The 12,562-nt window shown below is 58.0% G+C and carries 11 protein-coding genes and 5 pseudogenes; 11 read left to right on the forward strand and 5 right to left on the reverse strand.

Translation table 11 applies throughout. The features are described 5' to 3' along the window. Positions 1-167: 167 nt before the first annotated feature. The 3 genes from AC0L30_RS41450 to AC0L30_RS41460 all read right to left on the reverse strand — a co-directional run bounded on the left by AC0L30_RS41450 (position 168) and on the right by AC0L30_RS41460 (position 1,727). Positions 168-467 (reverse strand): condensation domain-containing protein, encoded by a 300-nt coding sequence (locus AC0L30_RS41450; protein ID WP_473406673.1) that lies wholly within the window; start codon positions 465-467, stop codon positions 168-170. Beyond that, complete coding sequence (locus AC0L30_RS41455) at positions 437-766, reverse strand: condensation domain-containing protein (RefSeq protein WP_473406674.1); 330 nt, start codon at positions 764-766, stop codon at positions 437-439. The genes AC0L30_RS41450 and AC0L30_RS41455 overlap by 31 nt, the downstream gene beginning before the upstream one ends. Before the next feature lie 544 nt (positions 767-1,310). Continuing rightward, positions 1,311-1,727, reverse strand: coding sequence for an AMP-binding protein (locus tag AC0L30_RS41460; RefSeq protein ID WP_473309196.1), 417 nt, complete (start codon positions 1,725-1,727; stop codon positions 1,311-1,313). Positions 1,728-1,730: 3 nt separating this feature from the next. Between AC0L30_RS41460 and AC0L30_RS41465 the strand changes: the two are divergent. The 4 genes and pseudogenes from AC0L30_RS41465 to shc form a co-directional block, all read left to right on the forward strand. Beyond that, positions 1,731-1,952, forward strand: a pseudogene (locus AC0L30_RS41465) (IS21 family transposase); the annotation flags it as partial. 701 nt (positions 1,953-2,653) lie between these two features. After that, the gene (locus AC0L30_RS41470; RefSeq protein WP_473309195.1) at positions 2,654-3,295 is read left to right on the forward strand and encodes a phasin family protein; all 642 of its coding nucleotides are present in this window, start codon (positions 2,654-2,656) and stop codon (positions 3,293-3,295) included. A 208-nt stretch (positions 3,296-3,503) separates the two neighbouring features. Then, positions 3,504-3,758 (forward strand): annotated as a pseudogene (locus tag AC0L30_RS41475) (IS3 family transposase); the annotation flags it as partial. A gap of 240 nt (positions 3,759-3,998) precedes the next feature. Further along, positions 3,999-6,071, forward strand: coding sequence for a squalene--hopene cyclase (gene shc / locus AC0L30_RS41480; RefSeq protein WP_473309197.1), 2,073 nt, complete (start codon positions 3,999-4,001; stop codon positions 6,069-6,071). Positions 6,072-6,192: 121 nt separating this feature from the next. On the opposite strand, the pseudogene AC0L30_RS41485 reads toward shc, so the two are convergent. Then, positions 6,193-6,419: pseudogene (locus AC0L30_RS41485) on the reverse strand (transposase); the annotation flags it as partial. 254 nt (positions 6,420-6,673) lie between these two features. Here AC0L30_RS41485 and AC0L30_RS41490 point away from each other — a divergent pair. From AC0L30_RS41490 to AC0L30_RS41520, 7 genes and pseudogenes are all read left to right on the forward strand, one after another. After that, positions 6,674-8,461, forward strand: a complete 1,788-nt coding sequence (locus tag AC0L30_RS41490) for a di-heme-cytochrome C peroxidase (protein WP_473309194.1) — start codon at positions 6,674-6,676, stop codon at positions 8,459-8,461. 205 nt (positions 8,462-8,666) lie between these two features. Beyond that, positions 8,667-9,065 carry an avidin/streptavidin family protein gene (locus AC0L30_RS41495; RefSeq protein WP_473256510.1) on the forward strand — a complete coding sequence of 133 codons (399 nt, stop codon included), beginning with the start codon at positions 8,667-8,669 and terminating at the stop codon, positions 9,063-9,065. Between the two features lie 139 nt (positions 9,066-9,204). Further along, entirely contained in the window at positions 9,205-9,717 is a 513-nt protein-coding gene (locus AC0L30_RS41500; RefSeq protein WP_473406675.1) for a VOC family protein, read from the forward strand. Next, positions 9,704-10,015, forward strand: coding sequence for a hypothetical protein (locus tag AC0L30_RS41505; protein ID WP_473406672.1), 312 nt, complete (start codon positions 9,704-9,706; stop codon positions 10,013-10,015). The genes AC0L30_RS41500 and AC0L30_RS41505 overlap by 14 nt, the downstream gene beginning before the upstream one ends. After that, on the forward strand, positions 10,015-10,755 hold the full coding sequence (locus AC0L30_RS41510) for a ketopantoate reductase family protein (protein ID WP_473309191.1): 741 nt from the start codon (positions 10,015-10,017) through the stop codon (positions 10,753-10,755). Before AC0L30_RS41505 ends, AC0L30_RS41510 begins: the two co-directional genes overlap by 1 nt. Before the next feature lie 63 nt (positions 10,756-10,818). Continuing rightward, a pseudogene (locus AC0L30_RS41515) lies at positions 10,819-11,372 on the forward strand (oleate hydratase); the annotation flags it as partial. A 26-nt stretch (positions 11,373-11,398) separates the two neighbouring features. Beyond that, positions 11,399-12,136, forward strand: a complete 738-nt coding sequence (locus AC0L30_RS41520; RefSeq protein WP_473309190.1) for an SDR family oxidoreductase — start codon at positions 11,399-11,401, stop codon at positions 12,134-12,136. A gap of 228 nt (positions 12,137-12,364) precedes the next feature. Here the strand turns inward: AC0L30_RS41520 and AC0L30_RS41525 are convergent. Then, a pseudogene (locus tag AC0L30_RS41525) lies at positions 12,365-12,562 on the reverse strand (hypothetical protein); the annotation flags it as partial.

The following is a 12,562-nucleotide window of genomic DNA, read 5'->3' on the forward strand; positions in this document are numbered from 1 at the left end:
GCGGTGCACGCGGCTATCACGCAACGGTGGTCCAATGGCCAAGTGGAAGCTCAGATCACCAAGCTCAAGCTGGTCAAGCGGCAGATGTACGGGCGCGCTAAGCTCGATCTCCTTCGGGCTAGGCTGATTGGCGCGCCATAAAAACAAACACGATCATCGAATATGCGTCAGAGCCCCGATTGGATGCCGATTACCCCGAATACGGGGTCCTTATTCCATGCCGAAACACAGTTCTCTGGCAGAAACCCGCGGCATCTACGTACCTCTCGAAGGTCCCTGAGCAGAACAGAGATCGACCAGGCATCGATGATAATTTTGTGGGCGGTGATCACTATGAAATAGTTGTCAGGGCCAAAACTGATCATGCGCGCGCGAAACAGATGACCTTGGCTGAGATCAAAGCTGCCGTTCAGCTCTGTTCGCCTTAGCTCGGCGATCAGCTTCTCAGCCTCCTGCGACGCTGAGATGCATCAGTCAGCTCGAGACTTGCGCGTGCGGAGCTCAAAAAGCTGAACCGGACCGTCCTCGTCGATAAAGCGTGCCGAAAGTGCCTGATGGCATGAAAGACATCGATCCAGGCGCGATTGAACGCGGCCAGATCGATGGTGCCCCGCACGCGCAAGCCGCCCTGAATGATGTAGTTCCTGGCAGACGGATCGAGCTGCGAAAGAAACCACAGGTGCTCTTGAACTCGCGTCAGAGGCGATCGTGTAAGCGTTCCGCGAGTCGGTACTGTGCACGCTCTAGATTCGGCTCGCGCACAGATCGAAGCCGCAAGAGATCAGATCGTTCCATTCAGGACCAGCCTGAAATCCGTTCTCACTCCGATCTGAGTCTGCAAACGGCCCAATATGAGCATCGCTCGAAGCGCGTCCGCCGAGGCTTATGAACTGGTCATTCACACCAATGTTCTCGATGCGCAGAACACCGGACCAAATTTGGCACAGCTGCGCTTCGAGGTCGGTTTGCGGCCCTCGAATGGCGTCGGCAATGGAGGGCGAAGACCGGTTGGGTCGGGCAAGGCTCCAAGATCGACCTTTCCATTACTGGTCAGTGGAATATTGTCGACGTGGATGATTCTTTCTGGGAGCATGTAGATGGGCAGCGCTTCGGCAAGGACGTTCTGAAGCTTGCCTTCCGTTACCTCAGCTGGAGCGGACACATACGAGATGAGTCGTCTCGTCCCGCTTTCCCCCTCGGCGCTGGTTATGTCTCTCGCGGTAAGCTTTACGCCTGCGCAGACCGAGGCGACCGCGACGACGCCACGCACCGAGCGGTGAGCGGAGAGGCGAGCTTCGATTTCTCCTAGCTCAACTCTGTGCCCGCGGATTTTGACCTGACGGTCCCGTCGACCGAGGGGCCATCGGAACGAACGCGGCCGAGATCGCCTGTCCTGTATAGGCGCTGGAAGGACGGAACAGAACGGGTGTGGCGCAAAAGGCATCCTTGGTGCGGACGTCGTCGTTGACGTAACCAGCAGCGACGCCAACCCCGCTAACGCAGATTTCGCCAACCTCTCCCGCCTTGCACCGCCGCGGCCGGTCGGCGATATAAACCTCAAGAATAGAAATCGGCTTGCCGATCGGCACATAAGCGTCAGCCAGCGCAGGCGGCGCGGAAACCAGATGATGCGTGACGCCGTCCGCGCACTCGGTCGGCCCGTAGTGGTTGAGAATGGGGACCCGCGGATATAAGGCAAGCCACGCGCGCGCCAGTGCGGGTGTCAAAGGTTCTGCGAGCTTTACCGCGCCTGGGAAGGCCCGCTCTCGGTGGTGATGCGTCAGTCGTCTGCGGCCGGGACAAGCTGTTCGTCCACTATGCGGGCGAGGGCGTGCCGGTGGTGATCGACCGGCTCACCGGGGAGCGGCGCGCCGCGCAGATCTTTGTGGCGGTGCTCGGGGCATCCAGCTTCACCTACGCGCAGGCGACCTGCACTCAGGGGCTCGCGGACTCGATCAGCGGCCATGTCGGCGTCTTCGAGGCGATCGGCGACGCGCCGGCGCTGCTGGTGCGGGAGAATACCAGGGTCAGCGGTGATCAAGGCCTGCCGCTACGATCCGCAGGTCAACCCCAGCTACGCCGACATGGCGGCGCATTACGGCACCGCCATTCAGCCGGCGAGGCCGCGACCGGCATGTGACAAGGGGAAGGTCGAGCAGGCCGTCCTCATGGTCGAGCGCTGGCTGCTCGGGCGGCTGCGTCATCGCACCTTCCACACCGGCAAGACCCGTCCTGGCCATTCCTATCGCGCGAAGCTCCATCCGATCCGGTGCCCGTGGCCGCTTCTCCTATTGAACCACAGTTCAACGCCGATTAACACTCAGCTGGGCCAGTGTCATCTCGCCCCAGATCGCGGCTAAAGCCACCCCGGTCTTCAATGCGGTGCTTGGTGCTGCAGGCGGGCTCGTTTGCTTATCGTCTCTCCTGATCGGGCGGACATTTTGCTCGCTGTCAGGCCAGAAACTCCAAGTGTGGCCTTGCCCATATTGTTAAGGCCGTGCTCCACCAGAATTAGTAGGTTCGCTTTGCTCAATTTTTCGCTAACTGAGTGGGCCGCTTGATGAGCGGCGCGCGCTACAACTGAAGCCCGAAGCACGCCGACGGTTCAAGTGTATGCGAGGCAAGCAATCAACTGCAAAACTGGAGATCAGACATGGCAAACGCAAGCCAAGAAGATAAATCCACCCAAAGAACGCAAGATGCAGCTCGCCACTCCGGCGAGAAAGCGGCTGAGCAGACCAACCCGAAGGGACAGGCCGCAGCTGATCAGGGTGCACGCGTTGGCCATGGTGCGGCTCAAGCCGGAGAAGAACTAGCCCGATCAGCTGCCATTTTTGCCGAGCAGAACTTCTTGACGATGCAAGCCGCATCGCGAGCCGGCCTGCAAGCGACGACCTCAGTCATGAGACGGTATACGGAGCAAATTGGGAACATGTTCGGTGTCTCAGGACAACGGCTGCAGTACGCCACAGAAGCAACGGAACGGTGGGCGCGCGATGGGCGAACGATCCTTTCAACTACTAGCGCTGCTGCGAAATTAGGGAGTGGAATAGCTCAAGAGTACTGGCAGCTGGCTCGACAAGAAGTGGATAGCAATTTTGAGTACAATGAAGCGTTGTGGAAGTGCCAGTCTCCTCAGGACCTTGTGGCCGCACAAAGTCACGTTCTGCGGCAGACGCTGGAATCCGCTCTTGAGACCACTCGTCGAGTCGCCGACCTGTCGATCAAAATGGCCGACGAGGCCGGAAAGCGGCTTAAGCACGGTATAGAAGAAGTCCGGCACTCGCCTACCTGAATCAGCTTTTTGGTTGGCGATTTCGTTTTATCGCGTGGCCAGAGTCTGTTTGTTGCCACGGCATGCATCTGTTCGTGCCAGACCACCATCGGCCCGCGATAGCCGATGAAAGCGACGACCACTACAGAAAGCGAACCGGTTTGCGCCTCCTGCGTTGTTCACGCAGTCGGTATAGCCCTGGATAGGTATCCTCATGCCTCGTGAATCTGTGAGCGACTCCCAGGCCCACAGAATCGTGGGCTGGCGGGCCTCCCGCACGGCTCACAGACTTCGTGCTCGATGGGCTGGAGCAGCCCCTTCACGATTGCCGACCGGTCCATCGCGGCGAGCTTGAGCATCATATCCAGCCAGGTAGCCACTACGTCCCTATCAAATACACCGAACACCTGGCTGAACGTCGTGCCCCTCTGTTGGGAGTGTCGCAATTTCCGATGATAACGCTCTCGACAAAACCTCTACAGGTCGAGCTCATCGATCGGCGCCGACCTTGGGAAACTTTGAGGCCCTTGAGTTCGCCACCTCGGGGGGTGATGGTCAACAACCGGCGGCTCCTGCAGGCCAGCCAACATGCGGCCGGTCCAAGCCGAGCAAGGCTAGTACGTCATGTTGGAACCGCCGGCTTGGCCGCATGACTCAGACCAAATGCCCACTGGCAAACCCCGGACGTTTCAGTTCATGTCATCTAACTACACGGACCCGCAACATGGTCTCCGAAACTCTCATGGATTCCGATGGTTCGGAAGACTTGTCGCCAGCTCAACTCGAAGCCGGTCGCCTATCTCAACCAATCCAATCAGCGATTGACTGGCTGTGGAAGTCTCAAAATCCATCTGGATTTTGGGTTGGCATGGTCGAGTCAAACTCGACCATTGAGGCCGAGTGGTTGCTCGCCAGTCACATAGCCGGGTTTCGTTTGCCCACTGAGGAGAAGATCATCAAGGCCTTGCTGCAACGGCAGCGGCCGGACGGTTCCTGGGGCATATATCCAGGCGCACCGGACGGTGACATCAACTCCACTGTGGAGGTCTACGCGGCGCTGCGCGCCAAGGGGCTAGACCCGCGGTGCGACGAACTCGCTGGCGCGCGTGCATGGATTAAGAAGCATGACGCGCTAAGAAATCTCCGGGTTTTCTCGCGATATTGGCTGGCCATGTTGGGGGTTTGGCCGTGGCAGCACACCCCCAATCTGCCGCCAGAACTTATTCGGTTGCCGCTTTGGTTTCCCTTCAACATCTATAACTTCGCTCAATGGGCTCGCGCGACGATCGTGCCTCTCACCGTCCTGGCGGCGCGGACGCCCGTTTGGCCGCTTCCCGACGGGAGCAAACTCGAAGAACTCTTTCCCACTCCCTATGAGGACTTCGATTTTGGAATTCCCGCGGAGCACGCGCGCATCCTATCATTGGAATGGCTTTTCCTAAAGGTTGATCGCGTTCTTCACAAAGCGCAGCGATCGAAGCTGGTTCCCTTTCGTGAGAATGCCATCAAGCTTTGTCTCGAATGGACGATCAGGCATCAAGATGCGGACGGCACATGGGGAGGCCTCCAACCACCCTGGGTGTATGGATTGATCGCCTTAGTCAACGAGGGCTACCGGCTTGATCATCCTTTGGTGGCCAAAGCTATTTCCGCCTTGGGAGCCTACTGGAGCTACGAGCGTAATGGCGCTATTCATATCCAAGCTAGCGAATCTCCGGTGTGGGACACGCTACTCTCCGTCCTTGCGCTCCACGAGGCTGGCGTGTCCTCCGATAACCCCGCGGTTTGCAAGGCCTTAGATTGGGCTATCAGTCAGCAGGTTCGTGTTCCCGGAGATTGGTCTGTAAAGGTTAGGAACGTAAGCCCCGGTGGTTGGGCTTTTCAACGTGCCAACAACTACTATCCCGACGTTGATGATACTGCCGTCGCGTTACTTGTTCTCGGGAAGCTGAGACCGACAATCGGAGATCTGCGATGGAGAGCAGAGCGCGCGATCGCACTCGGTGTGAAGTGGACGCTGGCTATGCAGTGCAGCAACGGGGGTTGGGCTGCCTTTGACAGAGACAACGACAAAGAGATTATCTCGAAGATCCCATTTTGCAATTTTGGAGAGGCGATCGATCCACCAAGCGTCGATGTGACCGCCCATGTTCTTGAAGCCTTTGCCGCACTCGGATACGACATCAAGCACCCCGCTATTCGGCGGGCCGTAGGTTACATTCGAAGCGAGCAAGAAGAAGCGGGAAGCTGGTTTGGGCGGTGGGGTGTCAATCACATCTACGGCACCGCTGCCGTATTACCCGCTCTCCAGGCGATAGGCGAGGACATGACACAGTCCTACGTGGCGCGGGCTATTACTTGGATCCTATCGAGACAGAATGAAGACGGTGGCTGGGGTGAAACTTGCGCTTCCTACATGGATCCGGAGCTTCGCGGGAGGGGGCCGAGCACGCCATCACAAACGGCGTGGGGTCTCATTTGCCTTCTTTCAGTCGATAGCAGCCGCGAAACCAGTGCGGCAATACAGAAGAGTGTTGAGTATCTCTGTGCTATGCAAAAGCCCGATGGAACCTGGAATGAAGAGTTCTACACCGCGACAGGCTTTCCGGGCTACGGGATTGGCGCTCGTACGAACTTAACGGCCCAGGAGCTCGCAAAGCGGCTGCAACAGGGCAGGGAGCTATCACGTGGGTTCATGTTGAGCTTCAACATGTATCGCCATTATTTTCCACTTCTCGCACTGGGGCGAGCCGCCGCCCAGCGCCGCTCGCGTACTCTGCACAGCCCCAAGAACTAGCATGAGCAGAACGATGGCACGTTGTGCTAGCTCAATCCGCACGAACTCGCGCACGGAGCTATGCGGGAAGGTGGGTGATGACGGCGTGAGATAGGCGGCGTATCGAGGCGGGTGTCAGCATCAGCTCTGCATGGAGCGACTTCACATCGATCGCCGGGATCGCCGGCGCTCCGCCTCCCGGTCCGAAAGCCGCCGAAGCGCTGCCCTCGAGCTGTGACTTCCAGGCCTGATTGGGGTGGACGTCGAAATGCTCGGCCAGCTGGGCTATCGCCGATCACCCTTGAGGGCCGCCAGTGCCACCTTCGCCTTGAAGGCCGGCGTGTGGTTCCGGCGTGCTCGTCTGCTCATGGTCTCTCCTGTTCACGGCGATTATCGCCGTCTTCAGGCAGAAACTCCACTTATCGACCTGTTCAAATTTGCGAAGCCGGCTCTCATCACTCCCAACCTTGGTAGGTTGAATTTATTGGGCCTGAGATCTTTAATAACACGGCGACTTGCCTCGGAGGCAGCTTCAAGGACTGAGATCATCTTGCAGCGACGGCGAGAGGAGTTAGTACCGCGAACAACTCTTCGGGCGAGTCTAAAAGACGGTGGGCCGTACGATGCTGCGTGTTCTCTTTCTGATAGTAACCGTTGCTGTCACGACAGGGTCGAGCGCCCAGGGCGCTGACGCCAATCCCATCTATGTTGACCAAGGTTTAGATTGGACCGCGGCGGCGAGAGCGGACTTCTATGTGCGCGATCAGGGCTCGCGCTTGATCACCCTATCCTGGATGCAGGCGCTCAAGCAAAGAAACGGACAAGCGTTCCTCGCCGATGGTCTGGGGCGGTACGGCTATCTCCCCAATCCTGGAAGCAAGGCCAGCCTTCCCATCGGCTTTCATGCCTCCGGTCCTGAAGGTTTCCAGCTTGTCGGAATGACCTGCTCGGCATGCCATACGCGCCAGATCGAAGTTGACGGCAAGGTGTATCGCGTCGACGGTGGTCCGGGGCTCGTGGACTTCTACGCGCTGCTTGGCGATTTGGACAAGGCAGTCGGTGACGTGCTTGCTAGCGACGACTCCTTTGCCTCGTTTGCTGCATCTGTTCTGCAGTCCGCAACTCCCGATATAGCCGATGTTGAAGATCTTCGCCGGCAGGTAGATAGGTGGTACTTGCGGTTTCACACGCTTATGGTGCGAGCCCTGCCCAAAAACGGCTGGGGAGTGGGCCGTCTGGATGCTGTCGGGATGATCTTCAACCGCTTATCCGGACTGGACATCGGTCCGCCCCCCGATTTCATGATCCCGGAAAACATAAAAACCGCTGATGCTCCCGTGAGATACCCATTCCTTTGGAATGCGCCGCGGCAAGACAAGACGCAATGGCCGGGATTTGCAAAGAATGGAAGTGACATCTTGGGGCTGGCCCGGAACGTCGGCGAGGTCCTAGGGGTCTTCGCTACGTTCGAGCCTAAGCGTCAGGGTGCGGTCATCAATTTCCTCAATGGCAATTCCACCAATTTCGACGGTCTTAGCGAGCTTGAGAACTTGGTGAAGCGCATCGGCCCTCCGAAATGGCCCTGGAAGATTGACGCTGCCTTAGCCATCCGGGGCAAAATGATTTTCGAAAGAGATCCCGCTGAAGGGGGATGTAGCGGATGTCATGGCATTGAAGACGGCGAGCAGCGATTTCCATTCATCAAAACATGGAGAACCGTGGTCCAGAACGTCGGTACGGATACACGAGAATACGATGTTCTCGCCTGGAAAGCGAAGACGGGCGTGCTGAATGGTGCGTATATTCCCTTCGCGACCGCGCCGCTCAAGGAGAACGATCAAATCCTTGACATTCTTGCAACCTCGGTCATTGGATCGATCGCAGAACACCTGTTGGCCGGCGGTGCCCCTTCCAACGCACGGGTCGCGACGGCGTCAGATCCGGGTTCGTCGGAGACTCCGGAGTCTCTGGGGCTGGTACGATTACCGCCAACCCTGCAGGATCTGGTAACGGCTTTCGACGCTGTCAGCACCTCGGAAGCGGTCAAAAAAGCCAAGCGGAAGGGGGCAGAAAGAGCAGCCCGCGGTCAACTCCCTCCATGGGGCGCCTACGAGGCTCGTGTTCTGCAGGGTATTTGGGCCGCCGCACCTTATCTTCATAACGGCTCGGTCCCTACCCTGGCGGAATTGCTCAAGCCGTCGGGACAGCGCAAATCGCAGTTTAGCATTGGGCGGAAATACGACATTGAAAACGTGGGTCTTGCTGCCACCCAGGAACCCTTAAGCGAAACACTATCCGTCACGGATTGTAATGACGTCAATTCTGGAGACAGCCGATGCGGCCACGAGTACGGGACGAGTTTGAGCGATCAAGACAAAAAGGCGCTGATCGAATACCTCAAGACGCTGTGACCCGCTGCGTCGTTTCCTCCAGCGAATTTCAACAGCTGTCGGCAACGATGCGCTCGCTCGTGCCAAATTGCCTTTGGCGAGCAGCTTTCGGAGTTCAGGCTGGCCTTGAAATGAGATCATCGGCAATTCCGCGCCTGAACTGGGCATGAGAACGAACTCATATCCCGCACGGTTTGTGCAGTTGCTTGTTGCTTAGGGGAATACCATGACACGCTTATTTGTGCTCGTGCTCTTTACGCTCATCTCGGTGCCTGCTCACGCGCAGTTGCCGGCCCCATCTACATGGGTAAATCAAAGGGGCTCGGTTCTTTCGATCCAAACGCTAGACGCATCAACAGGGAATTTCACGGGAACGTATATCAACAACGCGACTGGATTTTCGTGCCGGGGACAGCCTTACCCTGTCGCGGGTATCGTCATGGCAAGCAAGATAGATTTCTACGTCAATTGGACGGCGCCCTCAGCTCCGAACTGCAAAACGATCACAGTTTGGAATGGCCGTGTAGCTGCTAACAATATTCCAACTAGATGGACACTGTACTACGTGGGATCGGACTGGAAGTTTCACAAAATGACTGGGCGGGACTTCTTTGCGAGGAGGTAGACCAAACCTGGGAATTCCGGCGCGAGGCTGGCTTGAAGCCCGCGCGCGCGGCATCGAAGCGCATGGGTATCAGCCGAGCGAGTGTTCATCGATGAAAGGCATCAACCATTTGATTCTCGCGGGCCGCGACCTGGAGGCAATGCGCTCGAACTATCAAGCGTTGGGATTTACGATTGTCCCGCACGGTCAGCATCCCTTTGGGACCGGCAACTCCATCATTCAGCTACGCGGTACGTATCTCGAACTGCTTTCGGTTACAAATCCGCAGGACGTCCCCGAACATCGCGCTGGCAATTTTTCGTTTGCCGCATTCAATCGCGATTACCTTTTGAGACACGACGGCTTTTCGATGATGGTGCTCGATAGTTCGGATGCGCGCGCCGATATTCAGGCTTGGCATGCAGCCGGTCTGCAAACCTTTGAGGCATTCGATTTTTCGAGAACTGGCAAGAATGCCCGACGGGACAGATGCGAAGGTGGGGTTCTCCCTCGCGTTTGTGAACCATCCCGCGGCACCGTGGCTCGGCTTGTTTGCCTGCCAGCACTACCGCCCAGAGTACTACGAGCAGCCACAATATCTCAAGCATTCCAACGGTGCTTCGATTGTCCGGGACGTCTGGATTGTGGGCGAAACGGCAATGGATCTCGCTAGTTACATTCAGACGGTCGCGGGTGCAAACAGCTTCAGCGAGCGCTTGGATGCTATCGCCATTCAAACGGGCACCGGCACAATTGTGCTCGCCCGCCCGCAAGCGTTCGAAGCCGCCTTCGGCGTAACCCCGCCCCATCCCGAGGACGGCCCGCATCTCGCTGGGTTCACCGTCGCTTGCCGGGCTCTCGGCCAATTGGTGGAATTGCCTCTTGCAAAGACAGGCAACCGACATGTCCTGGCGCCCGCGAACAATTTCGGTACAGCGCTTGGCTTTGTCGAGTTGGACGGGAGACAGTGATGCGATTTGGCGTCATTGGAACAGGAGGCGCCGGGGTTACTTGGGCGCAGTTGGCGTTGGCCGGAGAGAACGTCGTTTTCATAGTTCGCGGTCAACATCTCAAAGCAATACGGACCATTGGCTTGCGCTTCGAGCCCCCTGCGGGAGAAATGATTATTCAACCCGCCGAGTCAACCGAGACCATCCCACACAGGTCACCGACCTCGCCGTTGTTCTCCTGGGCCTCAAGGCTTGGTAGGAGACGGAGGCAGCCCAAGCAATCCGTCCGATGGAACGGATCGAAGCATTGTACCAGGCGTTTGCCGGCCGGCGTCAAGGTCGAAGGTCGCTCGACATGCTCACACCTCTCTGGGACAAGTTCCCGCTGGTCACGTCGTTCGGCGGCATCGGCGCCCTTACGAGGACCCCGACTGGTTATCACTCGCCCGATTCCAGAAACGCGTCGGTGCTTGAACAGTGTATGGACGAAAGTGGTTGCCTTCGCCAGGGCACGCCGCGTGACAATCGCAAAACCGCTATTGTCGGTTCTACGAAGTTTCTCGACGTCTCGCCCGCAACCCGCACAACTCGTGCAACGAGACATTGCAAACGGAAAGCCAAGTGAGTTGGAGTATTCAAACGGGGCGGTGGTGCGTTGGGCCGGCAGACTGGGTGTATCCATCCCGTTGCACAAGTTTATTTATGACTGCCTGCTTCCACAGGAATTGCACGCAAGAGGGAAGGCCAACTTCCCCCGCTAAACCCGTGCCCCCGGATCCAAATGGGAGTCCTTCACGGTCACGGGCAATGATTCGAGCTTCTTCGATCGGCTTGAAGCCTTCACCGGAAGCTGTGCCGGGCACGGCGGACTGATCACGATCAAGAATTCCAATTGGCTTCTGACCTTTGTCCCTAACGCACAGCCACACTATTTCGAACAGCCGAGGTCTGGTGGGGTTATGGGCTGCTCCCCGACAAACCCGGTAACTTCGTCCACAAGCCCATGTCAGAGTGCACGGGGCGTGAAGTCCTTATCGAGTTGCTTTCGCACCTGCGCTTTGAGGATAGTATTCCGCACATTCTCGACAGCTCACGTATCGTGACCGCGATGATGCCCTACATAGCGGCGCAGTTCATGCCGCGGGCTGAGACAGATCGACCGAAGGTCATCCCCAAAGGATCGCGCAATCTCGCCTTCATCGGCCAATTTTGCGAAATGGCTGATGACGTCGTGTTTACGGTGGAATATTCCGTCCGCGCGGCGCAGACCGCCGTGTTCACCTTGCTCGACGTTAAACGTGGGGTCTCGCCCGTCTACACGGGTCAGCATGATCCCGGCATTCTTTTTAGTCCTTGGAAAACGCTGCACCGCCGCTAGCCAACAAACGAAGCGAGGACCCGGTCGTGAGGCGTGTCGAGGAGAAAGTCATTCTAGTGAGGGGCGGCGCTGGAGCGATGGGTGCCGCTCATGCCCACCTGCTGGTAGGCGAGGGCGCAAGAGTACTGATCACTGATCGTCTTCAGGAACAAGGAGAACATTGGCGGCTCAACTTGGTACGTCGGCTCTATATGTGCGTGAGCACATCAGGCAACCGGGAGGGGTGGAGTAACGCGATCGCGAGCGCAGAAACTCGCTTCGGCGCGCTGAACGGCCTAGTCAACAACGCGGCCATCTGCAGCTTTGCCCCGATCGAGCAGCTCTCGCTCGAGCAGTGGAACAAAACCCTGGCGGTCAATCTGACTGGTGTATTCCTCGGCATGCAGGCGGCTCTGCCGGCGATGCGCCGCGCTGGCTTCGGTTCGATCGTGAACATCTCATCGGCCGAGGGGCTGCGTGGTAGTGCAGGGCTCAATGACTATGTCGCCTCGAAATTCGGGGTTCGGGGTCTGACAAAGTCCGCTGCCCTGGCAGCGGCGTCGGGTGTCCGAGTGAACTCTGTTGATCCCGGCTTGGTCGCCACCCCAACCACCAGGAACTGTGATGGCTACCGTTTTCCGATTCCACTCGGGCGGGCCGCCCACCCCCAAGAAGTGTCGCACGTCGTGTTGTTCCTGCTCAGCGACCAGTCCTCCTATCTAACCGGATCGGAAATCGTGGTTGATGGTGGTCTGACGGTAGGTCTCCCGCACAAATGTCTGTGAGACTTGGTCGAGAGCCGGCTGTCATTCGGCCTACAAATTTGGCTCTGACTCATATGTGGAACGGCCCGGGCTGCAAGATCTTTCTCTGGTTGAACAAGGGATGACGTTGCGGTCATATGTTCGGCCTGTGAACGCGGCGCCTGGCCGCTGGCCACGATGATATCCGCGGAAGCAATCGCCCAATCAATTTCTCGCGCTCGAAGCGCAGTGAGTCAGGCGGTCTGATTGCTAGTCGTCCGTTAAGAAGCCGAATTGAGCGGGACCGGCCAGCACGCGGCATAGTCGGACCAGGAACAGGCACAAGAGTTCTCTGAGCCAGGCGAGGATACGGCGGAAGTTGTGGCCGACGGCTGAGAGCACGACGTTGGCGGCGTCGCCGGCGCGGCCTTTGAGATAGCAGCGGCCAAGGTGACCTTCGGCCTTCAG

It is taken from the genome of Bradyrhizobium sp. MI1.11 (assembly GCF_055811255.1).

Bases quoted from the DNA above. Each gene is read 5' to 3' on its own strand.
- AC0L30_RS41470 (WP_473309195.1), top strand. From the start codon at position 2,654: ATGGCAAACGCAAGCCAAGAAGATAAATCCACCCAAAGAACGCAAGAT.
- shc (WP_473309197.1), top strand. From the start codon at position 3,999: ATGGTCTCCGAAACTCTCATGGATTCCGATGGTTCGGAAGACTTGTCG.
- AC0L30_RS41490 (WP_473309194.1), top strand. From the start codon at position 6,674: ATGCTGCGTGTTCTCTTTCTGATAGTAACCGTTGCTGTCACGACAGGG.
- AC0L30_RS41495 (WP_473256510.1), top strand. From the start codon at position 8,667: ATGACACGCTTATTTGTGCTCGTGCTCTTTACGCTCATCTCGGTGCCT.
- AC0L30_RS41500 (WP_473406675.1), top strand. From the start codon at position 9,205: ATGCGCTCGAACTATCAAGCGTTGGGATTTACGATTGTCCCGCACGGT.
- AC0L30_RS41505 (WP_473406672.1), top strand. From the start codon at position 9,704: ATGGATCTCGCTAGTTACATTCAGACGGTCGCGGGTGCAAACAGCTTC.
- AC0L30_RS41510 (WP_473309191.1), top strand. From the start codon at position 10,015: ATGCGATTTGGCGTCATTGGAACAGGAGGCGCCGGGGTTACTTGGGCG.